Raw genomic sequence first — 25,196 nt, 5'->3', positions numbered from 1 at the left:
GCGAGCAGTGAGAGTTCGAGTCCGACCAGGTCGAATCTCGCACCTGTCGTAGTCCGGTAGATCTGCAGCAACTCGTCGTTGCTGATCTGCGATCCTCGTAAGCCCGACGGGAGGAAGCGGGCGACATCTAAAGCTAGGGGGCGAACGTGGCCTGCCCCAGTCGAGTAGCACGAGGTCGTTAGCGTCCCATGTCATGTTGACGCCCGTGACATCGCCGTGGCAGAACGCGCCCGAACGCGCGGCTAGCGCCACGACCAGGGGGCGCGAATCATGGGCGAGCACGATAACCGGCTCCGCCACCGCCGATTGCACCCGCCAATCTGGCGCGCGACGGAAGATCGCTGCGACCGCTCCCTGTCGCCGCGGGGCGCCCTTGTCGCGTCGCATTGAAGCAGTGAGACCTGTCAGGTGGGCGCACCTCAGACCGACATGTAGACCCTTGCTTGAGCAGCGACTTGCGCAAGAGATCACCGTGTCTGCGCGCCTCACGCGCGCGCAGACACTCCGACGTTCACGGCCAGGGCTCGCCGCGTACTTCGCTGAGCTGGGCGCGTAGCGCGGAGAGGGCGTGCTCGTGCTCGGCGCGTGCTGTCGCGAGCGCCGCGGTCGCCGCGCTACCTGCGGCGGTCTGCTCGAGTTGCGCGATGCGGTCAGCTTGCGTTCCAAGCCCGGCCGCATGCTGTGCGGTGCTCTTCTGGAGGCCGTCGCAGAGTTCCGCAATCTTCTTCTCCTGGTGCTGCTCCCGCCACTCCCGCTCGAGGACGGCGTGGGACGATGCCGCCAGCGGGGATGCTTCCGCCCGCGATCCGCTGGCGAGGCGAATCGACTGCTCCGCGAAGGGCGGGGGAGTGGCGGCAATCGTGGAGTCGGCGGTCTGCTTCTGCTCACGCCACTTCTTAAGGTACCGCGCCGCGTCAGCGTTGCTGACCCCGGCTTCGGAGCGCACGAAGGTGACCGTCGGTTGCACTCGGCGTTGATGGTCTCCGTGGCCGCGTAGACGCGGTCCTTGATCGATTCCTCCATGGGTGGGCGAAATGCTACGTACGAACCTCGCCATGGGTGCTTGAGGAGCGATAGCATCGGCCTAAGCTCATCCAAACCGGAGGAACAATGACTGCAGACACCGCCACTCCCGCTACGGTCGAGACCACGAGCCGGATTGTGTTTGGTTCGCTCACCGAACAGGGCATGCAGACCATGACCGAGGGGGGCGTCGAATTCGTCCTCTGCGTATCCGCTCTCACCGCTCAGATGTAACGACCTCCGACGACCGTGTCGGATGTTGCCACGTTTCCTGAGTTAACGCTGCGCCAGCGGCCGGCGCTCTTCAACGCTTTGCTCGCTTACCCCTTCGAGCACGATGTCGTCGAGGCGCGCTTTGGTAGACGCCAAGGGTGGGTTGTGATCGACCCGACCAAAGCACGGAGCCTTCTACGCCGTCGCGATGTGGTGAAAGGGCGTTCGGCCCGCTCTCGGAACGCAATCGGCGGCTATCCATCGCTCAATGGCTCTGCCTTCTACCGCGGGCGGAGCGACGTCGTGGTCGCGTTGTCGCGAGCAGCTGCCGATCGAACGGCGATGGCAGCGAGCCTCGCGGCCACGATCGGCTCCGGCGCTCCGCCGCGTGATGAAGCTCCAGCTGCGTTCACTCGTTGGATGTTGCATGACCTCGCGGGCGGTGACACTACTGCACTGGATCTAGGGGTGCTGATGGCAGGCGTCGCCGCCGCAACAGCCGACGCCGAGACTGCTCAGACGGGCGTATCGCGGGGGCGAGGGGTGAATGATGACCGCGCTACACTCATGGCATCGCTCACTAGGCGAGTGGCCGATGCCGATACGGCATTCCTGTCGTCCCTGCGCGCGAGCGGTTGGGCGACCGGCCGGATTGTTGAGGAACTTATCGTCCTCGCACTGGCCGGGTGGGAAAGCACCGCCGCCGCTGTCACGACGGCGCTGGCTCTGGGCTTTGGTACCGACCCCGACGAGGCCAAGATCGTCGAGTTGCTGAGGCTCTACCCGCCGAGCTGGCTAATCGTGCGCGAGCTGACGGGTAATGAGTCCTGGGGGTCGGTTGGTGACTTGGCAGTGGTGAGCCCATGGCTTACCCATCGCTCCACTGCATGGCATGAACCCCTACGCTTCGACCCCGAGCGCATGGATTCCGTGGCTCCACTGCCGTTCGGCTCTGGTCCGCGCCGTTGCCCGGCAGATCTTTACGCCCGCACGCAAATTTCTGTTGCGCTCAGCGCATTCGGCGGGGGCGAGCCCTACGCAGCCCGCCTTGCTCTCATAGGACGACGCAGCGCTGCACTCATCCCCGACTTGGAGACGACATCATGACCGAGCCCCCGACCGTCTTGGAGCACGTCCGCGGCGCGCGCACTCTCCGTGCCCGACCTGAGACGATCGACGACCTGCTCGCGCTCAACGGCATCCCGCGGACAATGGTGCAAGCCTACCTCGAGCGCGGTGTCGCGCTCACGCCCGTACCCGGGTGGACTCGTCTACCAGATGTCCCCTCAGACGTGAACCGGATCGTCGTGCGTGCGCTGCGTAACACTCTCTTTGAAACGATTCTCCCGTGGGGCGACGACGCGCGCACAGCGGGTGAGGGCGCAGGGATCTCCGGCATCTCGTTTGCCGAAGATGTAGCCGTTGCCGAGGGCGCCCTGCTGGAGGCCGAGCGCGCGAAGGAACTGGTCACCGGTCAAGTTGTCGACTTTGTCAAAGAGCACGGCGTGAGTCAGCGCGGCTGCGTATTCGGTGTATCTGGCGGAGGCGACAGCAATGCGCTCGCCTTTGGACTCGCGAGTGGCATGCCGCCGGATCGACTCAGCGCCTTCACCCTCGTGTTCCGTGATGTAATGACGGCCGCCGCGGCCGATCGCGCGTCGGTGCTATGCCAGGACCTCGGTATCGCCCACCAGGTCTACTCCGAAGACGAGACGGCCGTGCTCCTGGGGCTTCGCACGTCTCTGCCTGAGATGTACGACGACTTTCAACACGCCTTCGGTGAGGAGGCGGTGCACTTCTTCGGTACTTTTCTAATCCTTCGCGCGGCCCGCACCATTGCGCACCGACACGGATTTGGCGATTTGGCATTCGGCTACAACCGCGAAGATCTGCTCGCCGAGCTCACCTTCACACTGATGAACGGTCGCGCGCCGCTCGCCTATCCCGTCCGGCCTCTCGGCCATCAGCGCATCATCATGCCGGTGTGGCGCGCGCCGAAGGTGCTCCTCGACGCGTGCCATCCGCGCTTCAGTCTCGAGAATTATCGGGAGCGCGACGCGCAGACCACGCGCCAGCGCTCGCTCGCCTTTTATCTGGGGCACTCGTTCGATTCCACATATCCGGGGTTCGGCTTGAGCGTGCTCGATGGCGCATCTCGCGCATTTACTGGGAGCTTCAGTCCTCTCAGCCACAACGCCGAGCTCGACGTTTTCGTCACGCAGGATGCCACCCAAGAGCGCATCGAGCGCGTCCGCGGTGCGCTCCTTCGTCATCTTCCGGAGCGGCTGTGAACGACATCCCTCTCCCGGCATCCTGGTTCACCGGCGTCCCGCTTGCTGGAGACGACGCTACCGTGCGGGCCGTGCTGCGCTCCCCGTCGCATCCGCTCGTCGAACTCGTGCGGCAAACCACGCCAGACGAGGTGCGCGTGCTCGCGGCCGGGGTCCGTTCGTCGGTGGGGGCACATGCGTGCTTCTCCTATCCGCAGGAGTACGGCGCTTTACATGCCGCAGCGGCCCTCGGCGCGTGGATCGGGCCCGCTTCCGACTCTATACACGAGGACCTTGGAGGAACGGTCACCATCGTGCGATCGGGACTCGGGCACCGTGACGACCAGAAGTGGCACGTGGACAGTACGCCGTGGCGGCGACCGAACGCGATGACGCTACTCGGCCAGGTTCATCTGGCGTCGGGGCGGAGCGCCCCGGCAACTGAGCTGCTTCCACTCGCCATGGTCGACCAAGCTATGAGCGATTACCCCGCTGCACTCCACGCGCTACGTTCTGCACCAATCCCGTGGCGCCGAAACTTCCCCGATCGACGCCCCCTCGTAGCGCCCATTCTCGCTCTCGACGCTCCGCGATGGGTTGGATCGGTGCTCGCTGACCTAGAGGGCCATCTCGATGGCGAGCTCCAAAAGGCCGTCGACCTGTTTCGTGCCACCATCGACGCGATGCCCCCGGTGCGTGCCGTGGTCAAGCCCGGGCATCTGCTCATGTTCGACAATCGGGCAAACCTTCATCGCGGTCCAAGCATTCAACAGGACGTGAAGCGCCGCCTCATCCGCATCAAACTCGGCGGCGAGCCGGATTGAGCATTCTCGGCGTATACGACGGCCACAATGCCGGGGCCGCGCTCCTCTCTGACGACGGATGTGTCGTGGCTGCCGTGGAGGAGGAGCGATTCTCCCGGATCAAGAATCACGACGCTCGACCTGGACATCATGCGCCGCCACGGGAAAGCGTCGCGTTCTGCCTTGCCATGTTGAAGGAGCCCGTCACTCGAATAGCGTTCGGCCTAGCGCATCCCGACGACCTGTCACGTATCGCGATGGCAAACTTTGACGCATCCGTCGATGCAGGAGAGCGCCAGCGGCTTCGTCGCGCGAAGGAGCTTGGCCTAAGCTCCGATGCACTCCGGCAACTTCCCGCGATTACACAGCGTCGTCGGGTAGAGACATTGGAGAGGGTGGTCGCAGAGGCAGGTCTCGCCGCACAGCTGCCCGTCTCGTTTGTTGACCACCACGCGGCGCACGCTGGCGGCGCGTATCTGCTGTCGGGCGAGGATCACGCTTTGGTCGTCACTCTCGACGGCAAGGGCGATGACCTCTCCGGCTCGGTCTCGATGGGCAACGGGGGCAGGCTTGCCCGCAACTTGGCGCTACCGACGGAAAGCTCCCTCGGCCACCTATACTCGGCTTTCACTGTCGCCTGCGGTCTCCGCCCGCAGCGCGACGAAGGCAAGCTGCAGGCAATGGCCGCCTCGGGCACCATCGATCGCCGCATTCAGGCTTGGCTAGAGAACCGCTTCGATCTTGATGATGCGACGGGAGCAATTCGGGGGCGGCTAAGTGACGGGATGGTAGTGGGGCCGTACCCCGATCGCCGTCCGGACCTTCATAACGACCTTGTCCGTGACATTGTGGGAAGCGTCCCCCCGGCAAATGCTGCCGTTACCGTGCAGTATTTTTTGGAGAACCTGGTCGCCGACTTCGTCACGTGGCATCTGTCGCACACACGATCGCGGTCACTTGTGGTCGCGGGTGGTGTTTTCGCCAACGTGAGTCTCAACCGAAGGCTGGCCGAACTCTCCGCGGTTGACCGCTTGCATGTACATCCGGCGATGACCGACGCGGGTATCGCACTCGGGGCGGCCGCGGTAACGGCGGCGGAGCACGGTATTGCGCCGATACCGCTCGGCGACCTGGGGCTCGGCCCCGCATACTCAGATCAAGAAAGCTCCGATGCCTTCTTACGCGAGGGATACCACATCTACCGGCCTGCTTCCGCCCCTGAACTCGTCCTGGGAGCCGAGCTTGCCCGAGGGAAGGTCGTCGCCCGTTTAGTCGGGGGCGTCGAGTACGGCCCGCGCGCGCTTGGTCACCGGAGCATTCTGGCCCCAGCGAACGATGCGCGGATGGCGCGGATGCTCAACGCGAGGCTCCGTCGGTCCACCGTTATGCCGTTTGCACCCATGGCCCGCGTTCGCGATGCGGTCGACCTATTCGCGCACATACCAGCCCTAAGTGGGTCCCTTAGCACGATGACAGCCGCCGTACCTTGCACGGCCGCCATGCGCCGTGACTATCCGGCTGTTGTTCATGTCGATGGCACGGCGCGACCTCAACTGCTCGACGACGACGAGCCCGCGACGGCAATCTTGGACGAGTTGGAACGGCTTGTCGGGCAGCGGGTGATCATCAACACCTCGTACAACCTCCACGATGAGCCGATAGTGTGCCGGCCATCAGATGCTGCCCGTAGCGCCCGCATAGCAAGTATTCAAACTGTTCAGATCGGAGGACTTATTGCCGAGCTCGGCTAAATCACTCATGCCCGAAAGAGAGCCAGTCAGGATTGCCGCGATTGCCTGATGCTTTATGGGCGACGCCGTCTAAGGCTTCGAGGGTTTCAATCGTCATGGTGCAGTCGAGCGATGCCAGATTTTCCTCAACGTGAGCGACCGAGCGAGCACCGGGAATCGGCAGCAGGTCGACACCCGCACGCCGACCGGTCTCGCGCAACCAGACGAGCGCAACCTGCGCGGGACTCATCCGCTCCCGCTTGGCGAGGCGCGCGAGTTCATGTGCGATAGGTATATTCAATGAGCGATGATCATTGGACAGACGCGGTACTCCACTACGCCGATCGCCGTTCAGGGGTGCCGTCGTGCGTCCGGAAAGAAATCCGCGCCCTAATGGTGAGGAGCTGACGAAGATGACATCTGTGCGAGCACACATCGGCACGATGCGTCGCTCGACGTCGCGGCTCCAGACGGACCATTCTGATTGCACCGCAGCGATAGGATGCACAGCCAACGCGCGTTGCAGCTCGATGGAGGTAACCTCGCTTAGTCCAATGCGTGCCACAATTCCTTCTTGAACAAATTCACCGAGAATACCGACGGTCTCCTCGATAGGAATTTTTCGGTCGATGCGGTGCAGAAACAGCAGATCGATTCTTTCCACTCCCAGGCGAGCCTTGCTGGCAGCTACTGCTGCGCGTAGGTAGACGCGGTCGTTGCGAACTCCGCCACGGCCCCCATCGACCAAACCGACTTTTGTTGCAACCTCTACCTCATGATGCCGGCCGACTATTGCGCGTCCAATCAGCTGCTCTGCTAGGCCTTCACCGTATGCGTCCGCAGTATCGATCAATGTCGCTCCGAGATCAATTGCCCTACTCACGACCCGCTGGGCTACCCCTTCTCCCACTGAACCGTATGCGCCGGACAGCGGTAGTGTCCCCAGGCCCAACTGAGAAACTGACTGCACGTTCTAGATTGTAGATCAATGGGGTAGCTGAAGTGGAATTATTTGAGGTCTAAAGAACGATGTTGCCCGCTGAGAACGCGGTCGCGTACTTTACCGCCGATCAGCTGAGTTCGACGCGGGCGCGTGCAGCGTCGAACTCGGTTGATCGTGGAGCAGCGCCGATCCCCCGACCGCCGTCTATGCGCACTCGGATGAGGTCGCGGCCGGCGCTCTGCGCAGCGTCCGACGCTCGGGCTTCTCCGTTCCTGCGGACATCTCGATCGTCGGAATCGATGACCATCCGCTCGCAGCACTGCTGGACCTCACCACAGTCGGCCAGTCGGTGCACGAACAAGGCCGACTCGCGGCACACACCGTCCTGGCGTTGCTCAGAGGAGAAGCCCTCGAGCAACGCGAGATCACCGTTCCGACCAAGTTCATCCTGCGAGCAAGCACCGCCCCTCCTCGCCGACGAGATGAAGCGTCTTCCGAGCGGTAGCCCATCGGCCAGCGCCGACGACGCTGTTCCCGGCACCAGATTCCCTCGCCGCGATTCTTATCTCGGCACCGACTGCGACAGGGTCTCGGCAGAACGCCGCCACAGAGCGATCAACTCCACAGTCCCGCAAGACCCGCCCGATGAAATGCCCGGTGACGGGGCGGCTATCGGGACACTGGAGTGGTGGACCAGAAGGCGATGCTGCGCACCCGAGCCGAGGCGCTGGATGACCTCGAGCAGCAGCTGCGTTCCGAGGCCGACGTCGCGGGGGAGCGGATCGTGCGGACAGAGAACGGCTTCCGGCTGCAGGAGACGGAGACCTTCACGGTCGAGGTGTGGAAGATGCTGTTCAACTGGCGGCTCGTGGTGATGCCGCCGCATCAGCAGGTCGAGACGACTCACGGGTACTGCTACTTCGGCACCGGCCTGGAGAGCTTGGCTCGCGCGGTCGCCGCCGGCCTGCAGTGGGCGGATCCAATGAACACTGCCCCGGAGGGGTTCGACAAGCAGGCGTTCTGACGCCTTACTGGTTTCGGCCGCAGTGGGCTTGCCGCGCTCGAGAGCGCCAGCACCCGTCGGCCTCAGCAGGGCGGGTAATGAGTCGTCAGTAGGGCGTGGCCGATCCGTCAGCGCTGAGGCGGTAGAGGGTGGTGCTGACCGGGGCCGCGGCGCCGCCGTCGTAGAGGCCGCGGGCAAGCTCGTGGAGGCCCGCCACCGCGTCGGAGTCCTCCGTGCCGCAGACGTGCATCGACACGCGTTGACCGATCGCGATCACCGGGTCGCCGGCGTCGAATTCGTCGAACAGGGCGTGCAGGAACCCCGCGCGCAGGATCAGGGACGCCGCGAGGTCCTCGCTGCCGGGCGGTGTCTCGAGGAGGAATCGCCCGTCGCCGCCGGACACGATGGGGTCGATGCGCGCCAGCCAGGCGAGCGCCTCCGTGGCGAGGGACTGCGCGGTGTGCCCGAGGCGCGACGCCGTCGACGCCGTCACGTACTCCCACGCCCCGTCCCGGTCGAGGACGTGGGCGATGGTCGGCCCTGACGCGTGCGGCGCCAGGACCGGAGCGTCGGCAGGCGCGGATCGGGTGAGCAGCGCCGCGACGGAGCGGTCGTCCAGCACCAGCGGGAGGATCCGCACGGCGTCGGCACCTACTCGCGCTCGCTTCGCGGCCGGATCGGCGACCACCGCCACCGCATCCACATCGCCGCTCTCGGGGCGGCGCCGGGAGAACAGTCCCATCGTTGCAATCTCCTCTCGTACATCTCGGGCGAGAAGGAGCGCCGGGTTGCACTCCGGCACTCGCCGTTCCGCGAGCCTAGGCGCGGGGCGTGCCCGCCGTGCGGAGGATGACGAGCGCCGGGACGATGTCGGCGCGCAGGTCCCAGGGGATGACGGCGGTGACGTAGCGGGTGCCGAAGGCGAACACGTGCCCCGCGATCTCGACGCGGGTGCTGCGGTGGATCTCTCCGTCGACGGAGAGGGGGACCCCGCGGTGAACCTTGTACTCCGCGAGCGGTGCGCCGCGGACGGTGCGCAGGCGGGTGGAGAGGTGCTGGCCCGGGAAGAGGGTGCGCAGCGAGTCCGTGAGGTGCGCCTCGAGCCGGCCCTCCACGGGGTGCGCACGCTCTGCGGGGAAGGGGAGCGACGTCCGGACCGCGTCGAACAGGGTCGGGTAGCGCATGCGGCGGATCTGATCCCGCAGCCAGTCGGGCAGCGCCGACGTCTCGGCGCGCGCAATCGCCGTGCGCTGCTGCAAGGTGAGATCGACGAAGTTGCGCGGGTCCTCCGGCCGTGAGGGGTGCTGATAGTAGGTGTACGACACGCTCACGGCGACCAGCCGGCCGCTGGCCAGGTCGGAGGACGCGGTGAACGGCTCGAGGTGGTGCTGCGGAGCGAAGGTGTAGACCGCTCCGGTGAGGCCGGCCGCGACCTCGTGGAGGGTCGGCGGTGCCCCCACGTTCCGCCCCGCCGCCCCGTCCATCCCGTCGCCGCTACTGATGACTGTCGAGGATCTGCCGAGCGAGCGCCGTGATCGGCGTGGACGTTGCCCGCGACCGGTTCCGGAGCAGCTCGAACGCTTCCTCGACCGTGATGTCCAGCTCGTAGGCGAGAGCACCCTTGGCCTGCTCGACGGCGACGCGGCTGCTCAGTGCGTGCTGCAACTGCATCTGCGGGAGGGTCCCCTGCTCCAGTGCACGCTGCTGCAGATCGCGGGGACCCGGCTGCTGACGTCGGACTCGTCTCAGCCTCCGCCCGCGCTCGCGCCTCAGCGCCGAACGGCCTGCACGTAACCGAGCACGTCCCGGCCGAGCGCCGACGTGTGCGGCCAGGAGTCCGAGATGCGGCGGGCGAGAGGGGCGAGCAGCGCGGCCTCGGCCTCGTGGTCGTCCCTGACATGCGCCTCCAGCGCCGCCGTCAGCGTGCGGCGCGCGTCGGCCGGAGCGCCCGGGGCAAGGTCGTCGTCTGCGGCGTCGGCGGTCCGCTGGATCAGCCGCTCGAGAGTCGTCGTCATCGCCGTCGTCGCATCCCTCGGAGGCTCAGCAGCCGAAGCCGTCCGCCACCGCGCCGAGCGCCGCCGCCGTGCCGAGCGCGATCAGCGACTGGTCGGTCGCGACGGCGACCCGCGGGAAGCCGAGGCTGCGAAGCTGCCGCGCGCGCTCCGGGTCGCCCGCGTAGGCACCGGCGCCCTTGCCTGCGCGTCGGGCGGCCGCGGCGATCCTGGGCAGCGGGTCCTCGGGTCCGTCCGCGGCGAGCAGGTCGGGCAGCTCCCGGCCGAGTCCGATCGCGAGGTCGAACGGGCCGACGAAGACGCCGGCGACCCCCGGCACCGCGAGGATCTCCTCGACCGCGTCGAGGCCGGCCTGCGTCTCGATCATCAGCCACAGGGCCGGCCGCGCCTCGGCGGCCGACGGCGGCGCGGCGCCCCAGAGGTCGGTCATCGGTCCCCAGCTGCGTCGGCCGAGCGGCGGGTAGTGCGCGGCGCGGACCGCCGCGGCCGCGTCCTCGACCGACTCGATCATCGGGACGACGACGATGTCGGCTCCGGCGTCGAGCGCCCGCCCGATCAGCGGGTCCGAGAGCCCGGCGACCCGGACGGCGACGGGCGGCCGCTCGCTCACCGTCGCCAGCGCGCGCATGGTCCCTAGGACCGCGGCGTCGTCGAAGGCGCCGTGCTGCGCGTCCAGGCAGAGCCAGGCGGGTCCGCCGCGCGCGATCTGCGCCACCGTCAGCGGCTCGCCGAGCCGGCACCACACCCCGTCGGCACGACCGTCTCCGAGAACCCGCTCCGCATCCACGGGTCCGATCCTCGCGCATCGGGGGCGTCCACGAAGAAGGAGCCTCCGGTGCCGATGTCGGTGGGGTCGACCTACACTCGGACGTATTCGAACACATGTTCGATCCCGTGAGGAGGGCCGAGAATGAGCGTGACCGTGGTGGACCGCATCGCGACCCCGGCCCGGGACGCCGTGGCCGTCTCCCTCCTCGTCCCCGCCGACGCGGTGGCGGCGGGCTTCCCGTCGCCGGCGCAGGACTACTTCGACGGCTCGCTCGACCTCAACGACCACCTGATCCGGGACAAGACCTCCACGTTCATCGTCCGCGTCTCGGGCGAGAGCATGACCGGCGCCGGCATCAGCGACGGCGACGAGCTCGTGGTCGACCGCTCGCTCACGCCGACGCACGGCAGCGTGGTGATCGCGATCCTCGACGGCGAGCTGACCGTCAAGCGGCTCGAGCTGAGCCCCGGGGGAGTGGTGCTGCGCGCGGAGAACCCGGACTACCCGCCGATCCTCGTCGCCGAGCTGAGCGACCTGCAGATCTGGGGCGTCGTCACCGTCTGCCTGCACCGGCTGCACCGTGCGCTCTGAGCGACGCATCGGCCTGGTCGACGTGAACAGCTTCTACGTCTCCTGCGAGCGGCTGTTCGACCCGAAGCTGCAGGGGCGGCCGGTCGTCGTCCTCTCGAACAACGACGGCTGCGTGGTCGCCCGCTCGGACGAGGTGAAGAAGCTCGGCATCGAGAACGGGACGCCCTGGTTCAAGGTCGAGCCGCTCATCCGCTCGGGCCGGCTGCCGGAGGTGATCGCCCGCTCCAGCAACTACGAGCTGTACGGCGAGCTGTCCGCGCGGGTGATGGAGCTGCTGGGCCGCTACTCGGCGTGGCAGGAGGTGTACTCGATCGACGAGAGCTTCCTCGGCGTCGACGGGGATGTGGCGGAGCGGGCGCGAATCGGCCGGGCGATGCGGGCGGCCGTCGCGAAGAACGTCGGCCTGCCGGTGTGCGTGGGGTTCGGGCCGAGCAAGACGCTCGCGAAGTTCGTCAACAAGGGCGGCGCGAAGAAGCACCCGCGCCTGGGCGGGGTCTGCGACACCGACTGGTACACGCCGGCGCAGCTCGACGCGCTGATGGCCTCGCAGCACGTCACCGAGCTGTGGGGAGTGGCCGGCCGCACCGGGAAGCGCCTCGCGGAGCTGTCCATCCACACGATCCGGGATCTGCGCGACGCCGACCCGGCGCTGATCCGGCAGAAGTTCTCCGTCGTGCTGCAGCGCTCCGTCTACGAGCTGCGCGGGGTCGACTGCATCCCGCTCGAGGCGGCGCGGACGGTGCGCGATCAGCTGATCTTCTCCCGCTCGTTCGCCACTCCGGTGACGACGATCGCGGACATGGAGCAGGTGCTCTCCGTCTACGCGCAGCGCGCCGCGCACCGGCTGCGCGCGCAGGGGTCGGTGACGAAGACGATGAGCGTCTTCGCATCGACGTCGCCGTTCGCGGACGCGCCGTACGAGTCCGCGGGCGGACTGGCCGGCTTCCCCGTGCCCACCGACGACCCGGTGGCGATCGTCAAGGCCGCGATCGGCACGCTGCGACCCCGGCTGCGCGAGGGCGCGCGCTACGTGCGGGCCGGCGTGATCCTGACGAACCTGTCGCCGCGCGACTCGCACGCCCTCCTCGAGGTGTTCGACACCGCGTTCGACAGCAAGGGTCTCGGCGCGACGATCGACGCCGTCACCAAGCGCCACGGCCGCTCCGTCGTCGGCCTCGGACTCGCCGGGATCCGCAAGGGGCCGGTCTGGACGATGAAGCGCGGCGCGCTGTCGCTGCGCGCGACGACCCACTGGGGGGAGCTGGCGACGGCGCACGCGCGGTGATCCGCTTCGTCCCGCTCGACCGGATGTCCGTGAAGGTGCGCGGGCAGGTGAGCAGCGGCGGACGACGGGATCGCGACCGGCCGCGCCGCCGGCAGCGTTCCGAACGTCGGCCTCACGGATGGTGCTCGGCACGTGTCCGGGTACACGCGACAGGGGCGCGTCGAGGACGACGCCCGGAGGAACTCCATGGTCGCGTCGCCTTCCGGGGGCGACACGACCTACGCCGACACTCTCCCCTTCGACGACGACGGTGATGCGACGCCCGTGGCGGTCATCGCCGCGGATCTCGGAGCCGGCACGGACACCCCGACGCTCACTCGAGCCGGGTCGCTCTCGACGACAGTGCTCGCGCTCGGGGTTCCTCGGCCGTCCCGCGGGATCGGGTCACCGGGAGCTACTTCGCGGTCGCGACAGCGAGTTCGTCCCAGTGGGTGGTGGCCCGCGGGGAGACCATGTCGCGCTTCATCGTCCAGGCGCGGCGCTGGCGCAGGCCGCCGAGGCCGAGGCCGACGCTCTCCTCGCCGAAGCGCTCGGCGATGAGGTCGACGACGGCACTCGTCGCGGGCGTCTCGGTGCGGGTGCCGAAGATGTCGAGGGAGGCGTGCTCGTCCGCGGGGGTGAGCTCGCCGAGCGTGACGCCGACGCGGACGTACTTGAGCCCCGGTTCGAACTGCGGAGCGAGGGCGGAGACGGCGGCGCGGTAGAGGGTCCCGGCGTCGTCGATCGGCTCCGGGAAGGCGAGGGAGACGTGGTGGGCGGTGTGCTTCGTCTCCGCGAACGGGGACGTCGCGGCGAAGCAGCGCATGCTCCGCGCGAGCGACCCCTGCTTGCGCAGCCGTGCGGCGGCGCGCTGGGTGTAGACGGAGAGCACCTCTTCCAGCTCGGCGACGGTGCTGATGGGGATCGCGAAGGAGCGGGAGTGCTGGATCGTGTCGCGGGAGGTCTGCAGCTCCTCGAGCGGGAGGCAGTCGATGCCGCGCAGCTCCTGGACGACACGGGCCTGGACGACGCCGAAGCGGCTGCGGATGCGGGCGGCGTCGGCGTCCCGGAGGTCGGCGGCGTCGTGGATGCCCAGGCCCGCGAGCTTCTTCGCGGTGCGGCTGCCGATACCCCAGACGGCCTTGCTGGGGACGGTGCGCATGATCGCGGTCTGCTGGTCGCGGTCGTAGGCGCTGAAGTGGCAGACGCCGCCGAGGGCGGGGCTGGATTTGGAGCCGCGGTTGGCGAGCTTCGCGAGGGTCTTGGTGGGGGCGAGGCCGACGCTCATCGGCAGTCCGAGGAGCTTCTTGAGGGTGCGGCGGATGTCGCGGGCCTGGGCGGTGGTCTCGGCGACGGTGCCGGTGAGGGCGATGAAGCTCTCGTCGATCGAGTACACCTCCTGGTCGGGGGAGTAGCGGCTGAGGATCTCGGCGGCGCGGGCGGACATGTCGCCGTAGAGCTCGTAGTTGCTCGAGCGGGCGATGACGCCGTGCACCCGAGCCTCGGCGGCGATGCTGTGCCACGGGGCGGCCATGTCGATGTTCAGCGCCTTCGCCTCCTGCGAGCGGGCGACGACGCAGCCGTCGTTGTTGGAGAGCACGACGACGGGCTTCCCCTCCAGGCGCGGGTCGAAGACGCGCTCGCAGGAGACGTAGAAGTTGTTCGCGTCGACGATCGCGAGGTGCCGGCGCTCAGACACGGTGCAGGCACCGCGTCACGACGCCCCAGACGCTCAGCTCGTCCAGCTCGGACAGGGTGATCACCGGGTAGGCGGGGTTCTCGGGGGCGAGGGCGATCAGGTCGCCGTGCAGCAGGAGGCGCTTCACGGTCAGCTCGGCGTTGACGATGGCGACCACGACGTCGCCGTCGTGCGCGTCGAGGCCGCGGTCCACGATCAGCTCGTCGCCGTCGTAGATGCCAATCCCGGTCATGCTGTCGCCGCTGACACGGATGAGGAACGTCGCGGTCGGGTCGCGCATCAGATGTCGGTTGAGGTCGACGGGTCCGGAGTAGTAGCCCTGCGCGGGCGAGGGGAAGCCGGCCGGGACCGCCTCGACGGCGGCCTGCGCGAGCAGCGCGTCGGGCCGGCTCTCGCCACCGACGAGCCCGAGCACGACGGTCACGAGCGGTCCGTCACGGTGAGCAGGTGGTCGGTGACCTCGAGCACGCAGGCGCGGGAGCGCTCGCGCAGCTCGGCCAGGTCGGTGCCGAAGAACGCGTGCATGTAGAGGGGGTGCAGCGCGAGCTCCACGAACCGCTTCGCCAGCGGCATCGCCGCGTCGACCGAGTCCTCGGTCGCGTCGTCGGCGAGGGCGCGGGCGACGTGACGCGCGCAGTTCTCGAACCCGAGCCGGAAGCCCTCGCGGGCGACCTCGGGGAACGTCTCGCTCTCGGCCGACGTCGCCCGCATCAGGGCGATGCTCTCGGGGGTCAGGGTCAGATCGGCGACCTCGCTGCCGGCGGTGATCACCCGCTCCCGCAGCGGGACTCCGGAGGCGGGGGAGCGGTCCGCGAGGGCGAAGGTCTCGTTGGAGCGGGTGACGACCGCCGCGAAGAGGTCGGCCTTCGTGGGGTACCGGCTGTACAGGGTCGTCTTGCCGGCGCGAGCCGCGTCGGCGATCTGCTCCATCGTCGCGCGGCCGTAGCCGTTCTCGAGGATCACGGCGGTCGCCGCGTCCAGGATGCGGCGGTCGACCTCGCCGGCGTCCTCGGCGCGCGGGCGTCCTCGGCGCGGCCGGGCGGCAGCGGTGTCCTCCATGCGGACCTCCTCGTGAATCGTACTCAATCGTACCTATCCGGGGACGGGCCGATCCGGGACCTGCTGCGAACAGGCTGGGAGAAAAGGTACGCGACTGTCTTGTTTCGTGGGGCTCCCGGTAGAAATAATCAGTACGCCTCGTACCGTTCCCGTTCCCCTCAACTCGCCCCGACGAGTTGCACCCCGTTTGGAGAGACATGACCGACATGAACGTCGCCCGGCTGGTGGCGATCGGCGAGCCGCTGGAAGTGGGTACCGCCGACGTGCCGGCGCCCGGACCGAAGGAGGTGCGGGTGAGGGTCGCCGCGTGCGGCCTGGTCCCCAACTCCTGGAACGTCGTCAACGGGCGGACGCCGTTCGCGCTGCCGACGATGCCCTACGTCTTCGGACTCGACACCGCCGGCACCATCGACGCCGTCGGCGAGGACGTGCTGAACCTCTCGGTCGGCGACCGCGTATGGATCGACCCCGTGTTCGTCTGCAGGACCTGCGACTCCTGCCGCAGCGGCCGCGGCGGCTGCCCGTTCGCCACGCTGCGCGGCTACATGGGCACCAGCCCCCGCTCGAGCGAGATCATCGACCAGTGGCGCGACGGCGGCCTCGCGCAGTACACGATCGCCCCCGACGACAAGATCCACCTCCTGCCCGACTCGCTCGACTTCCTCACCGCCTCCCGGCTGGGCTACATCGGCACCTCCTACAACGGCCTGATGGCAGCCCGGTTCACGCCCGGGAAGACGGTGCTGATCAACGGCGTCACCGGCACTCTGGGCGTTGCCGCCGCCGCGATCGCTCTCGCCCTGGGCGCCACCCGCATCCTCGGCATCGGCCGCAACCGCGAGCGGCTCGAACTCCTCCGCGACCTCGCACCGGAGCGCATCGACGTGCTCTCCAGCGAGGACGAGACCGACCCCACCTCCTGGGTGCGCGAGAAGACGGCCGGCCTGGGCGTCGACGTCCTCTACGACTGCCTCGGCGTGGGCGGAGACGCGAACTCCACCGACGCACTCGTCGCCACCGTCCGCTCCGCCGGGAGCGTCGCTCTCGCAGCGGGCGGCGCCGAGGGCGACATCACCCGGTCCTACTCCGAGGCGATGGCCGCCAGCACTCCGATCGTCGGGACCGGCCTCGCCACCCGGGCGCAGATGTACGACCTCCTCGCCCTGCTCGGCAGCGGGGTCATCGACCTCTCCTTCCTCGAGCACCGCACCTTCACCCTCGACGAGGTGAACGACGCCCTCGCGTTCGTCGGCGACCGACCCGGCGGGCACGTCACCGTCTCCGTCCTGCCCAACGGACCCCTCGACAGCACCGGAAGGGACGCCCGATGATCGACCGCTCCACCTACGACTACTTCGCTCAGCTCGAGAAGAACAACTCGAAGGACTGGTTCGAGGCGCACCGCGACGAGTACGACGCGATGCGCGAGAACCTCGTCGACGTCGCCCAGGAGCTCATTGCCGCCGCGAGCGAGTTCGATCCGCGTGTCAGCGATGCGAACCCCGACCCGGCTCGCTGCGTCAGCCGCACCCACCGCGACATGCGCTTCACCAAGGGGAGCAAGCCGCCCTACAAGACCGACGCGTTCATCTCCCTGACCAGCGTCGGGGGCGCGACCGGCTCCGCCGGCTACTACCTCCACGTCGAGCGCGGCAACAGCTACGCCGGCGGGGGAGTGTTCACCACCGCCCCGCCGTTGCTCGACGACGTCCGCCGACGCATCTCCGACCGCTACGACCGGTGGCTCGCCATCGTCGAATCCGACGAGATGACGGCAGCGTTCCCCGGCGGCCTGACCGCGCCCGAGACGCTCAAGATCGCCCCGCACGGCTACGACCCGGAGGACCCCGCGATCGAGTACCTGCGGATGAAGGGCTTCTGCGCCAACCATCCGCTGTCCATGACCCGCGCCCAGAGCGAGGACGCCCGCGAGGAGATCGTCGGCGTCTTCCGCACGGTCCGCCCGCTCGTCGACTTCATCAACGTGTCCGCCTGAACCCGCCTCACGCGGAGGCACCACCCCGACCACGATCCGCGTCGCCCGACGCGTCGCGCCCGGGAAGCCCCTCGAGGTCGGCGCCCGGTCGACCGTCGAGCGGTCAGGCCGCCGAGCCGGCGAGCTCCGCGCGGACGATCGCCGCACCGGCGGTCAGCGCGCTCAGCTTCCCGAGGGCGACCCCGCGGGGCAGGGGAGCCAGGCCGCAGTTCGAGCTCGGCAGGAGGTCCGCTGCGTCGACGAAGCGGAGGGCCTTGCGGAGGGTGTCGGCGACCTCCTCCGGGGTCTCGACGGTCTCGCTCGCCACGTCGACCGCGCCGAGCATGACCTTCTTGCCGCGGAGGAGCTCGATGAGCTCCATCGGGACGCGGGAGTGGTGGCACTCCAGCGACACGATGTCGATCGTGGAGCGCTGCAGCAGCGGGAACGACGTCTCGTACTGGCGCCACTCCGGCCCGAGGGTCTGCTTCCAGTCGGTGTTGGCCTTGATCCCGTAGCCGTAGCAGATGTGCACGGCCGTCTGGGCGCGCAGCCCCTCCGCCGCCCGCTCCAGGACGGCGACCCCCCAGTCCCGGACGTCGTCGTGGAAGACGTTGAAGGCCGGCTCGTCGAACTGGACGATGTCGACGCCGGCGGCCTCGAGCTCCCGCGCCTCCTGGTTGAGGATCGCCGCGAACTCCCACGCCAGCTCCTCCCGGCTCCCGTAGTGGCGGTCGGCGAGGGTGTCGATCATGGTCATCGGACCGGGGAGGGCCCACTTGATCGGCTGCGACGTGTGCCGGCGGAGGAACCTCGCGTCGTCGACGAACACCGGTCGCTCACGGCTCACGGCGCCGACGACGGTCGGCACGCTCGCGTCGTAGCGGTCCCGGATCCGCACCGTCTCGCGGTTCACGTGGTCCACTCCGGCGAGGTGCTCGATGAAGGTCGTGACGAAGTGCTGCCGGGTCTGCTCGCCGTCGCTGATGATGTCGATGCCGCGCCGGTGCTGCTCGTGGGCGGCGATGCGCAGGGCGTCCTGCTTGCCCTCGACCAGCTCGTCGCCCTCGAGCTTCCAGGGGGACCACAGGGTCTCCGGCTCGGCGAGCCAGGAGGGCTTGGGCAGGCTGCCGGCGATGGAGGTGGGCAGGAGAGTGTTCACGGGTGGCGATCCTTCTCTGGTCAGCGGGCGGGGGTCCGGTGCTTCGACACCCAGGCGTCCAGCAGGTCCCGGTGCGGCTCGATGAAGTGCTCCGCCGTGTACGCGCCCTGCTCGACGGCGAGCCGATCGCGCTCGGCACGGTCGTAGTCGATCTGCGTCCGCGAGTAGTCCTGCTGCTGCAGGCTCGGCCGGAAGACGTCCGCCGCGGCGGAGTTCGTGTTGTAGATCTCCGGGCGGTAGATCTTCTGGAACGTCTCCATCGTGCTGATCGTGCCGGCCAGCTGGAGGTTCGAGTGGCCGTTGAGCAGGTCGCCGCGGAAGTAGTACGCGAGCGGCGCGACGGAGCCGGGCGCCAGGAAGTACCGGACCTGCAGCCCCATCCGGCCGAAGTACTCGTCGGTCAGGGACCGCTCGTCCTGCCGGTACTCGACGCCGAGGACCGGGTGGTGGTTCGCGGTCCGGTGGTAGGTCCTGCTCGTCGACACGCTGATGCAGATGACGGGCGGCGCCGAGAAGCGCTCCCGATAGGCGTCGGAGTCGAGGAAGCTCTGGAACAGGGCGCCGTGCAGATCGCCGAAGTCGTCCGGAACGGTGAACTCCGCCGCCCCCTTGTTCGCCGCCGGCAGCCGCACGCTGAAGTCGAAGTCGCGGACGTAGGACGAGAAGTTGTTGCCGACGATCCCGTGGTGGCGCACACCGGTCAGCGTGTCGCAGATCGTGACGTCGAGGACCTCGAGGAGAGGGAAGTCGCGGACCGCCTCCTCGGCGGGGAACCGCACCTCGACCGAGACGATCTCGAGCTCGACGGCGTAGCGGTCCCGGCCGGGGTTGTCCCAGTGGGCGAGGTCGTTGAACCGGCGGTCGATCATCGTCAGGGCGTTGCGGAGGTTCTGCCGGCGGTGCTCGCCCCGGGCGAGGTTGGCGAAGTTCGTGGTGGCCCGCGAGCTAGACGACGGCGAGTAGTGCTCGTCGAAGCAGGTCGTCGTGATCCTGAAGGTGACGTCGTTCGCCATGAGCGCCCAATCCGATGATCAGCAGGCCGCACCGGCCCTGGTGGAAGCGTGCGGGACCAGAGTGCCCGTCACCGGGAGGCATCGAAGAATCCGGCGCGACTATGCCGAGGTATAGTCCCGTCCTATGGCACGTCGAACGGGCGGGATCTCGCTCCAGCAGCTGCACTACTTCGTCGAGGTCGCGTCCGAGGGCTCGATCTCCGCCGCCGCCGATCTGCTCTACGTCGCCCAGCCGACCATGTCCGCGGCGATGAAGGACCTCGAGACCCGGGTGGGACGCGCCCTCCTCGTCCGCGTCGCACGAGGCGTCACGCTCACCACCGAGGGGACCGAGTTCCTCGGCTACGCCCGGCAGGTCATCGAGCAGGTGGCGCTCCTCGAGCAGCGCTATCTGGGGCGGCCGCCGTCGCGCCGTCTGCTCGGGGTGTCCACGCAGCACTACTCGTTCGCCGTGGACGCCTTCGTGCGGATGGTCCGGAGCACGGAGGGGGAGAAGTACGAGTTCTCGCTGCGCGAGACCCGCACCCGGGACATCATCGAGGACGTCCGCACTCTCCGCAGCGAGCTGGGGATCCTGTACCGGAACGACTTCAACCGGGACGTCATCGACAAGATCCTTCGGGACGCGGGGCTCGTCTTCCATCCCCTCTTCCTCGCCCTGCCGCACATCTTCGTCTCGCGGAGGAACCCGCTGGCCTCGCGCGAGCGGGTCACCCTCGCCGATCTCGCCGATCTGCCGCGGCTCACCTTCGACCAGGGGGCGGACAACTCCTTCTACTTCGCCGAGGAGATCCTGTCCACGCTGTCGAGCGACCGGGAGATCCGGGTGTCCGACCGGGCGACGATCTTCAACCTCATGATCGGCCTCGACGGCTACACCATCTCGACCGGGATCATCAGCGACGACCTCGACCCGGCCATCGTCGCCGTCCCGCTCGACGTCGACGAGCGCATCGAGATCGGCTGGATCGGGCACTCCGCCATCCCCCTCACCGAGCAGGCCCGGCGCTACCTGACCGAGGTGCGGGCCGTCGTGACCGAGGGCGGCCTCGACCTGCTCGGGTGAGCGGGTCGGAGACGGCGGCCCCGCCCACGACCACTTCGTCGACGAAGGCGTCGACGCCGTCGTGCAGGCTGTCGATTCTGAGGGCGGTACGGTCGGACGATGGAGCCCTTCACCGTTCCCCTCGCCGAGCGGTACTTCGACGACTACCGTCCCGGACTCGGAGGCACCTCCGGGCCGATCGAGGTGACCGAGGCCGAGATCGTCGCCTTCGCCACGGCGTTCGACCCGCACATCATGCACACCGACCCCGAGGCCGCCCGTGCGGGTGACTTCGGCGGCCTGATCGCCAGCGGGTGGCACACCACGGCGATGACGATGCGGCTCCTGGTCGACACCTTCCTCAACGAGCGCGCCAGCATCGCCTCGCCCGGAGTGGACGACCTGCGCTGGCACCTCCCGGTGCGCCCGGGCGACCGGCTGCGTGGCCGCTTCGTCGTCCTCTCCGCGCGCCCCTCCACCTCACGACCCGACAGGGGCCTCGTCCGCATCGGCATCGAGCTGATCGACCAGCACGACGAGACGGTCATGTCCCAGACCCTGCTCGTCCTCCTCCGCCGCGGACCCTCTGCGGCACGAGTGTCGTCGTTCGATGTCGCTCAACTCGGCCGAGGGCGGCGGGGCGGCGACTTCGTTCGAGGAGACGGTTCTCTCGATGCCCCGTGATCGATGTCGGAGGAGTGCACCCGGTTCAGCGGGCCACTGGCGGTCGTCGCGCGCTTCCGGGTCGTCGTTGTCGGCGGGCGGCACGGAGCGCGTCGTGACTGCATCGACCGCTCCGTAGAGGAGCTGCAGCGTGGTTGTCGTCCTGTCTGCCGAGGTCCGGGGCTGACGGTTTGTGCTGTGTGCATGAAGAAGGCAATTTTTTTGCTCAGTCCCCAGTCCGGGTGGGCTGCCCACTGGGTGCACACTTCCGGCGCCGAGACGGGCGAGGCGTGAAGCACCAGGTCGAGCGGATGAAGGCAGGTCGGATGTCGGAGCATCTACGGTTCGAGCCGACGGGCAATCGTGCCGCCCGCGTCGTCGAGGCGGTCGAGCACGCGCAGGACGCGCAGCGGAAGCTGACCGCGCGCGGTCGTGCGCAGCTCGGGATCGGCGGCACGGACATCGCGGTCCTGCAGTACGTCGCCCGGGCGCGCGAGCACTCCGTCACCGTCGCGGAGCTCGCCGGCTGGCTCGATCTCACCCGAGCCGCTGCGTCGATGGCGTCCAAGCGCCTGGTCGAGGCCGGCTACCTCCAGCGGATCGACGACGAGTCCGACGGGCGCCGGCGCTGGCTGGCACTCACTCCGCGGGGTCGCGAGGCGATCGACGACGCGTTCGGCCCGGCCGACCGGGAGGCGACCGCGCTGGTCGACCGGCTCGAGGACTCCGTGATCGACACGCTCATCGACACCCTCGAGAAGATGGCCGCCGTCTTCGAGCAGGCCGCCCCTGCTCAGCGCTCGAAGCAGCGCCGTGACGTCTGACCCGGCGCCCGGCGATGCTCCGGGGGATCAGGGGAGCATCCGCATCGAGGCCGTCGGCGACGACGTCGAGCGCGCGCCCGTCGTCCTCAGCGGCTTCTATGCCGGGACCGACTGGACGGTGACCCCGTCGGACGCGCCGTTCTCGTTCCGCTACGCCGCCCTCGGCGACGCGGCGATGACCCTGCGGACCTCCCAGATGCAGGGCACCAACTCCGGCGACATCCCCGTCGGCGACGACTACATCGTGCAGTGGCTCGTCGCGGGCAGCTCGACGATCGACCTCCATCGCGACGCGATCCCGCAGCGGCGCGGCGTCCCCCTGCTCTTCCCCGCCCACCGCTCGTTCGAGTTCACCTTCACCGACTACGACCAGAAGCTCGTGCACCTGGGCCGCGACCACGTCGACCGCACCGCCCGCGAGCGGGGCCTCCGCGGACCGCTCCGCTTCGACCACCTCCGCCCGGTCGATCCGGCGGCCGCCGGCCGGTGGCACGCCGCGATCAGCGAGATCTCGAACGCCGTGCGCACCGGGCGGGTGACGCCGCTGCTCTGGGACCGCCTGTCGCGCCGCGGGGCCGCCGCGTTCCTCGAGCTGTACCCGCCGGAGGCCGCGGTGCTGCCCGAGGTGCTCCTCACCCCGCCGAACGCCGGAGTGCGCTCCGCTGTCGAGTTCCTCCACGAGAACGCCCATCTCGCGCTCGGGCCGATCGAGATCGCCGCTGCAGCGCACCTGAGCGTGCGCGGACTGCAGGTCGCCTTCCAGCGTGTCCTCGGCACCACACCGCTGCAGTACCTCCGCGACCTGCGCCTCGACCGGGCGCGGACCGACCTCCGGCTCGCGGATCCGGAGCGGACCACGGTGGCCGACATCGCCCGCGAGTGGGGATTCGGCCACCTCGGCCGCTTCTCCGCCGCGTACGCCGCCCGCTTCGGCGAGTACCCGAGCCAGACCCTGCAGTACTGAGGTCCTTAGAGGCCGGTCGTGGTGGTGACGATGCGGTGGGCGACGTCGTGCAGCCGCGTGCTGTTCGCGCGGGCGTGAGTGCGGATGAGGGCGAAGGCGCGGTCGATGCTGATGCCGTTGCGCTCGGCGATGACGCCCTTGGCCTGCTCGATGAGCACGCGCGAGTCGAGGGCGTGCCGGAGCTGGGCGGCGAGGTCGTTCTGCTGCCGGAGGTTCTCGCTGTGCACGAGCGCGAGGGCCGCGACGTCGGTGAACGCCTGGAGAAGAGCGATGTCGCGGGAGCCGAGCGGCCCGGGCTCCTCGGAGAAGACGTTCAGCGCTCCGAGCGTGCGGGTACCGAGCCGCAGCGGTGTGGCGTGCGCTGATCGGTAGCCGCGGCCGAGGGCGACGCGGCTGAACGCCGGCCAGCGGTCGGCGTCCGCGACGTCCGGGAGGTCGACGGTCTCCCCGGTGCGGTAGGACTCGAGGCACGGTCCCTCGTGGACGCCGAGCTGCTCCTCCTCGACGTCCGCCGCCCGTTCGCTCGTGGACGCCAGTACATGCAAGGTCCCGTTCTCGTCGGCGAGGACGATGCCGGCGTCCACGGTGGACGTGAACCGCGTGGCGGCCTGCACGAGGACGTCCATCGTGTCGATGACGTCGTGGTCGGGCTCGAGCGACCTCGCGAGAGCGACGAACACCTCGGCGAGAAGCACCTCGCGGTCAGAATCAGCCATGCCCAGGACCCTAGGGCGTCCGGACCCGTCCGCGGCGGAGAGGCCTCGGGTGGTTCCTCGGCCGCGCGCCCGCTTGTACCCTCCGCCTGCGGCGCACGGACAGCACGGCGCACGGACAGCACGGCGCACGGACAGCACGGCGCACGGACAGCACGGCGCACGGGACCGTCGTCGACGGGGTTCACGAGGGAGTCGAGAGGGTCCGGGGTGCGGAAGTCAACGCTCTCGACTCCGAGAATCCGGTCCCCTACGGTCGGGGCCAGTCCTTCGTCGCGCCCGGACCCCGTGCGATGAATGCCCGGCCGTTCAGCACGTGAGCGGGCAGGGGAGGCGATCGCGGGTCGCTGTCTGAAAGGTCTCGATCGTGCGCGACCCCGCAGAACCCGTCATCGATGATCTGCTCGCCGCTCTCGATCCGCCGGGCGCCCTCCATCCGGGTCTCGCTCGACACGTCGCGGAGCAGCTGCGAGAGCTCCGCCCGCGACCCGCGCTGAGGGCGGGCGCTGAGAACGGTGTCGCCCTCTGCGAGCCGTACCTGCGCGGCTTCCCCATCGACGGTGTCGCGATCTCGACCATCGGGAGCTCCTTCCACGCCGAGACCGTCGCGACGAGCGACCTCACGGCGCTGCGTCTGGATGAGATCCAGCTGGATCTCGGTGAAGGACCCTGCTGGGACGCCATCACCTCCGACGCCCCGGTCTCTGTTCCTGACACGACCATCGAGACCCGATGGCCGGTGTTCGCCGACGCGGTCAGCGCCATCGGCGTCCGCGCGGTGTTTGCGTTCCCGCTCGTCTTCGCCGGACTCTCCGTCGGCGCCGTCGACGTCTACTCCCGCACCCCGGGATCTCTCGCCGACACCGTCGTGAGGGACATCACGGCCGCATCGACCATGACCTCGCTCCGCGTGCTCACCGCAGTTCTCAGCGACACCAGGGAGGAGGAGAGCAGCGATCCCCGCTCCCGGCGGATCGTGCACCAGGCGATGGGCGTGCTCCTCGCCCACTACCGCACCACGCCGGAGAACGCGCTGCTGCTCCTGCGCGCTCACGCGTTCGCCCACGACCGCTCCGTCACCGACGTCGCCGACGACATCGTGCATCATCGTCATGCCTTCCCCGGCAGCCCCCTCACCACTCCGGAGGCCCCGTGGTGACCCCCTCTCGCGGTCGGATGGCGCTGCTCGTCCCGTCGCGAGCGCGGTGCCCTTCCCGGTGGCGGTCGCCGTGACCGTGATCTTCTCGGTGACGCTCTGCCCGTTCGCGAGCTTCGAGCGCTGGAAGACGACGAGGTTCCCGACGCGGGTGTACGTGCCGGTGGCGGACACGAACTGCGTGTTCGGCGGGAGGACGACCTTCGAGGAGACGCCGCCCGAGGTGGGCGGTGAGCACGGCGGCGAGTCGCCGCGGGCCGCGAGACGGAGGGATGTCGGCGGTGGTCGGGAGGGAAGCGGAG

The 25,196-nt window shown here is 68.8% G+C and carries 27 protein-coding genes; 14 read left to right on the top strand and 13 right to left on the bottom strand.

The window, feature by feature from the left end:
* Nucleotides 1-511: 511 nt before the first annotated feature.
* Nucleotides 512-967, bottom strand: coding sequence for a DNA-binding protein (locus EDF35_RS11395; protein ID WP_133962412.1), 456 nt, complete (start codon nt 965-967; stop codon nt 512-514).
* A gap of 689 nt (nt 968-1,656) precedes the next feature.
* Here EDF35_RS11395 and EDF35_RS11390 point away from each other — a divergent pair.
* From EDF35_RS11390 to EDF35_RS11375, 4 genes are read left to right on the top strand one after another with little or no spacing between them, the layout of a single operon-like run.
* Nucleotides 1,657-2,343 (top strand): cytochrome P450, encoded by a 687-nt coding sequence (locus EDF35_RS11390; RefSeq protein WP_166674087.1) that lies wholly within the window; start codon nt 1,657-1,659, stop codon nt 2,341-2,343.
* Nucleotides 2,340-3,527 (top strand): hypothetical protein, encoded by a 1,188-nt coding sequence (locus tag EDF35_RS11385; RefSeq protein WP_133962410.1) that lies wholly within the window; start codon nt 2,340-2,342, stop codon nt 3,525-3,527. Before EDF35_RS11390 ends, EDF35_RS11385 begins: the two co-directional genes overlap by 4 nt.
* Nucleotides 3,524-4,330: a hypothetical protein gene (locus EDF35_RS11380; protein ID WP_133962409.1), complete on the top strand. Its 807-nt coding sequence runs from the start codon at nt 3,524-3,526 to the stop codon at nt 4,328-4,330. Before EDF35_RS11385 ends, EDF35_RS11380 begins: the two co-directional genes overlap by 4 nt.
* Complete coding sequence (locus EDF35_RS11375) at nt 4,327-6,060, top strand: carbamoyltransferase C-terminal domain-containing protein (RefSeq protein ID WP_133962408.1); 1,734 nt, start codon at nt 4,327-4,329, stop codon at nt 6,058-6,060. The genes EDF35_RS11380 and EDF35_RS11375 overlap by 4 nt, the downstream gene beginning before the upstream one ends.
* A 1-nt stretch (nt 6,061) precedes the next feature.
* On the opposite strand, the gene EDF35_RS11370 is transcribed toward EDF35_RS11375, so the two are convergent.
* Entirely contained in the window at nt 6,062-7,009 is a 948-nt protein-coding gene (locus EDF35_RS11370) for an aldo/keto reductase (protein WP_133962407.1), read from the bottom strand.
* Nucleotides 7,010-7,670: 661 nt separating this feature from the next.
* Between EDF35_RS11370 and EDF35_RS11360 the strand changes: the two genes are divergently transcribed.
* Entirely contained in the window at nt 7,671-8,006 is a 336-nt protein-coding gene (locus EDF35_RS11360) for a hypothetical protein (RefSeq protein ID WP_133962406.1), read from the top strand.
* 85 nt (nt 8,007-8,091) lie between these two features.
* Here the strand turns inward: EDF35_RS11360 and EDF35_RS11355 are convergent, their stop codons facing one another.
* The 5 genes from EDF35_RS11355 to EDF35_RS11335 form a co-directional block, all read right to left on the bottom strand.
* The gene (locus EDF35_RS11355) at nt 8,092-8,727 is read right to left on the bottom strand and encodes a hypothetical protein (RefSeq protein ID WP_133962405.1); all 636 of its coding nucleotides are present in this window, start codon (nt 8,725-8,727) and stop codon (nt 8,092-8,094) included.
* A gap of 76 nt (nt 8,728-8,803) precedes the next feature.
* Nucleotides 8,804-9,445, bottom strand: a complete 642-nt coding sequence (locus tag EDF35_RS11350) for a hypothetical protein (RefSeq protein WP_133962404.1) — start codon at nt 9,443-9,445, stop codon at nt 8,804-8,806.
* 34 nt (nt 9,446-9,479) lie between these two features.
* On the bottom strand, nt 9,480-9,656 hold the full coding sequence (locus tag EDF35_RS11345; RefSeq protein ID WP_123704022.1) for an ANTAR domain-containing protein: 177 nt from the start codon (nt 9,654-9,656) through the stop codon (nt 9,480-9,482).
* A gap of 98 nt (nt 9,657-9,754) precedes the next feature.
* Nucleotides 9,755-10,000 carry a hypothetical protein gene (locus EDF35_RS11340; RefSeq protein WP_133962403.1) on the bottom strand — a complete coding sequence of 82 codons (246 nt, stop codon included), beginning with the start codon at nt 9,998-10,000 and terminating at the stop codon, nt 9,755-9,757.
* A 25-nt stretch (nt 10,001-10,025) separates the two neighbouring features.
* Complete coding sequence (locus EDF35_RS11335) at nt 10,026-10,784, bottom strand: aldolase/citrate lyase family protein (RefSeq protein ID WP_166674086.1); 759 nt, start codon at nt 10,782-10,784, stop codon at nt 10,026-10,028.
* 123 nt (nt 10,785-10,907) lie between these two features.
* Between EDF35_RS11335 and umuD (EDF35_RS11330) the strand changes: the two genes are divergently transcribed.
* Nucleotides 10,908-11,357, top strand: coding sequence for a translesion error-prone DNA polymerase V autoproteolytic subunit (gene umuD / locus EDF35_RS11330; RefSeq protein ID WP_123446383.1), 450 nt, complete (start codon nt 10,908-10,910; stop codon nt 11,355-11,357).
* Nucleotides 11,347-12,642 carry a Y-family DNA polymerase gene (locus EDF35_RS11325; RefSeq protein WP_133962401.1) on the top strand — a complete coding sequence of 432 codons (1,296 nt, stop codon included), beginning with the start codon at nt 11,347-11,349 and terminating at the stop codon, nt 12,640-12,642. The genes umuD (EDF35_RS11330) and EDF35_RS11325 overlap by 11 nt, the downstream gene beginning before the upstream one ends.
* Before the next feature lie 394 nt (nt 12,643-13,036).
* Here the strand turns inward: EDF35_RS11325 and EDF35_RS11320 are convergent, their stop codons facing one another.
* The 3 genes from EDF35_RS11320 to EDF35_RS11310 are packed head-to-tail and all read right to left on the bottom strand — an operon-like array spanning nt 13,037 to nt 15,379.
* Nucleotides 13,037-14,320, bottom strand: a complete 1,284-nt coding sequence (locus EDF35_RS11320; RefSeq protein WP_133962400.1) for a Y-family DNA polymerase — start codon at nt 14,318-14,320, stop codon at nt 13,037-13,039.
* Nucleotides 14,313-14,696, bottom strand: coding sequence for a translesion error-prone DNA polymerase V autoproteolytic subunit (umuD, locus tag EDF35_RS11315; protein WP_243839974.1), 384 nt, complete (start codon nt 14,694-14,696; stop codon nt 14,313-14,315). Before umuD (EDF35_RS11315) ends, EDF35_RS11320 begins: the two co-directional genes overlap by 8 nt.
* A gap of 44 nt (nt 14,697-14,740) precedes the next feature.
* Entirely contained in the window at nt 14,741-15,379 is a 639-nt protein-coding gene (locus EDF35_RS11310; protein WP_133962398.1) for a TetR/AcrR family transcriptional regulator, read from the bottom strand.
* A gap of 197 nt (nt 15,380-15,576) precedes the next feature.
* Between EDF35_RS11310 and EDF35_RS11305 the strand changes: the two genes are divergently transcribed.
* The gene (locus EDF35_RS11305) at nt 15,577-16,710 is read left to right on the top strand and encodes an alcohol dehydrogenase catalytic domain-containing protein (protein ID WP_133962397.1); all 1,134 of its coding nucleotides are present in this window, start codon (nt 15,577-15,579) and stop codon (nt 16,708-16,710) included.
* Nucleotides 16,707-17,375 (top strand): DUF2461 domain-containing protein, encoded by a 669-nt coding sequence (locus EDF35_RS11300; RefSeq protein WP_133962396.1) that lies wholly within the window; start codon nt 16,707-16,709, stop codon nt 17,373-17,375. The genes EDF35_RS11305 and EDF35_RS11300 overlap by 4 nt, the downstream gene beginning before the upstream one ends.
* Before the next feature lie 103 nt (nt 17,376-17,478).
* Here EDF35_RS11300 and EDF35_RS11295 read toward each other — a convergent pair whose 3' ends face one another.
* Together EDF35_RS11295 and EDF35_RS11290 are read right to left on the bottom strand one after the other, a co-directional pair.
* Entirely contained in the window at nt 17,479-18,516 is a 1,038-nt protein-coding gene (locus EDF35_RS11295; protein WP_133962395.1) for a methionine synthase, read from the bottom strand.
* A 20-nt stretch (nt 18,517-18,536) separates the two neighbouring features.
* Nucleotides 18,537-19,529, bottom strand: coding sequence for a putative oxygenase MesX (locus tag EDF35_RS11290; protein WP_133962394.1), 993 nt, complete (start codon nt 19,527-19,529; stop codon nt 18,537-18,539).
* Nucleotides 19,530-19,653: 124 nt separating this feature from the next.
* On the opposite strand from EDF35_RS11290, the gene EDF35_RS11285 reads away from it, so the two are divergent.
* The 4 genes from EDF35_RS11285 to EDF35_RS11270 all read left to right on the top strand — a co-directional run bounded on the left by EDF35_RS11285 (nt 19,654) and on the right by EDF35_RS11270 (nt 23,025).
* Entirely contained in the window at nt 19,654-20,595 is a 942-nt protein-coding gene (locus tag EDF35_RS11285) for a LysR family transcriptional regulator (protein ID WP_133962393.1), read from the top strand.
* Between the two features lie 99 nt (nt 20,596-20,694).
* Nucleotides 20,695-21,258, top strand: coding sequence for a MaoC family dehydratase (locus tag EDF35_RS11280; protein WP_133962392.1), 564 nt, complete (start codon nt 20,695-20,697; stop codon nt 21,256-21,258).
* A 305-nt stretch (nt 21,259-21,563) separates the two neighbouring features.
* Complete coding sequence (locus tag EDF35_RS11275; protein WP_166674085.1) at nt 21,564-22,061, top strand: MarR family transcriptional regulator; 498 nt, start codon at nt 21,564-21,566, stop codon at nt 22,059-22,061.
* The gene (locus tag EDF35_RS11270; RefSeq protein WP_133962390.1) at nt 22,051-23,025 is read left to right on the top strand and encodes an AraC family transcriptional regulator; all 975 of its coding nucleotides are present in this window, start codon (nt 22,051-22,053) and stop codon (nt 23,023-23,025) included. Before EDF35_RS11275 ends, EDF35_RS11270 begins: the two co-directional genes overlap by 11 nt.
* Nucleotides 23,026-23,030: 5 nt before the next feature.
* Here EDF35_RS11270 and EDF35_RS11265 read toward each other — a convergent pair whose 3' ends face one another.
* The gene (locus EDF35_RS11265) at nt 23,031-23,741 is read right to left on the bottom strand and encodes a GAF and ANTAR domain-containing protein (protein ID WP_133962389.1); all 711 of its coding nucleotides are present in this window, start codon (nt 23,739-23,741) and stop codon (nt 23,031-23,033) included.
* A 364-nt stretch (nt 23,742-24,105) separates the two neighbouring features.
* On the opposite strand from EDF35_RS11265, the gene EDF35_RS11260 reads away from it, so the two are divergent.
* On the top strand, nt 24,106-24,897 hold the full coding sequence (locus EDF35_RS11260; protein ID WP_133962388.1) for a GAF and ANTAR domain-containing protein: 792 nt from the start codon (nt 24,106-24,108) through the stop codon (nt 24,895-24,897).
* Nucleotides 24,898-25,196: the final 299 nt, after the last annotated feature.

Source organism: Rathayibacter sp. PhB151 (genome assembly GCF_004366415.1).
Classification (GTDB): Bacteria; Actinomycetota; Actinomycetes; order Actinomycetales; family Microbacteriaceae; genus Rathayibacter; species Rathayibacter festucae.
This window is presented reverse-complemented; position numbering and strand designations above follow the sequence as displayed.

Excerpts from the sequence above, each read along its gene's own strand:
- EDF35_RS11390 (WP_166674087.1), top strand. The coding sequence starts at position 1,657 with ATGTTGCATGACCTCGCGGGCGGTGACACTACTGCACTGGATCTAGGG.
- EDF35_RS11385 (WP_133962410.1), top strand. The coding sequence starts at position 2,340 with ATGACCGAGCCCCCGACCGTCTTGGAGCACGTCCGCGGCGCGCGCACT.
- EDF35_RS11355 (WP_133962405.1), bottom strand. The coding sequence starts at position 8,727 with ATGGGACTGTTCTCCCGGCGCCGCCCCGAGAGCGGCGATGTGGATGCG.
- EDF35_RS11345 (WP_123704022.1), bottom strand. The coding sequence starts at position 9,656 with ATGCAGTTGCAGCACGCACTGAGCAGCCGCGTCGCCGTCGAGCAGGCC.
- EDF35_RS11340 (WP_133962403.1), bottom strand. The coding sequence starts at position 10,000 with ATGACGACGACTCTCGAGCGGCTGATCCAGCGGACCGCCGACGCCGCA.
- umuD (WP_123446383.1), top strand. The coding sequence starts at position 10,908 with ATGAGCGTGACCGTGGTGGACCGCATCGCGACCCCGGCCCGGGACGCC.
- EDF35_RS11310 (WP_133962398.1), bottom strand. The coding sequence starts at position 15,379 with ATGGAGGACACCGCTGCCGCCCGGCCGCGCCGAGGACGCCCGCGCGCC.
- EDF35_RS11305 (WP_133962397.1), top strand. The coding sequence starts at position 15,577 with ATGACCGACATGAACGTCGCCCGGCTGGTGGCGATCGGCGAGCCGCTG.
- EDF35_RS11300 (WP_133962396.1), top strand. The coding sequence starts at position 16,707 with ATGATCGACCGCTCCACCTACGACTACTTCGCTCAGCTCGAGAAGAAC.
- EDF35_RS11290 (WP_133962394.1), bottom strand. The coding sequence starts at position 19,529 with ATGGCGAACGACGTCACCTTCAGGATCACGACGACCTGCTTCGACGAG.
- EDF35_RS11285 (WP_133962393.1), top strand. The coding sequence starts at position 19,654 with ATGGCACGTCGAACGGGCGGGATCTCGCTCCAGCAGCTGCACTACTTC.
- EDF35_RS11280 (WP_133962392.1), top strand. The coding sequence starts at position 20,695 with ATGGAGCCCTTCACCGTTCCCCTCGCCGAGCGGTACTTCGACGACTAC.
- EDF35_RS11275 (WP_166674085.1), top strand. The coding sequence starts at position 21,564 with ATGTCGGAGCATCTACGGTTCGAGCCGACGGGCAATCGTGCCGCCCGC.
- EDF35_RS11265 (WP_133962389.1), bottom strand. The coding sequence starts at position 23,741 with ATGGCTGATTCTGACCGCGAGGTGCTTCTCGCCGAGGTGTTCGTCGCT.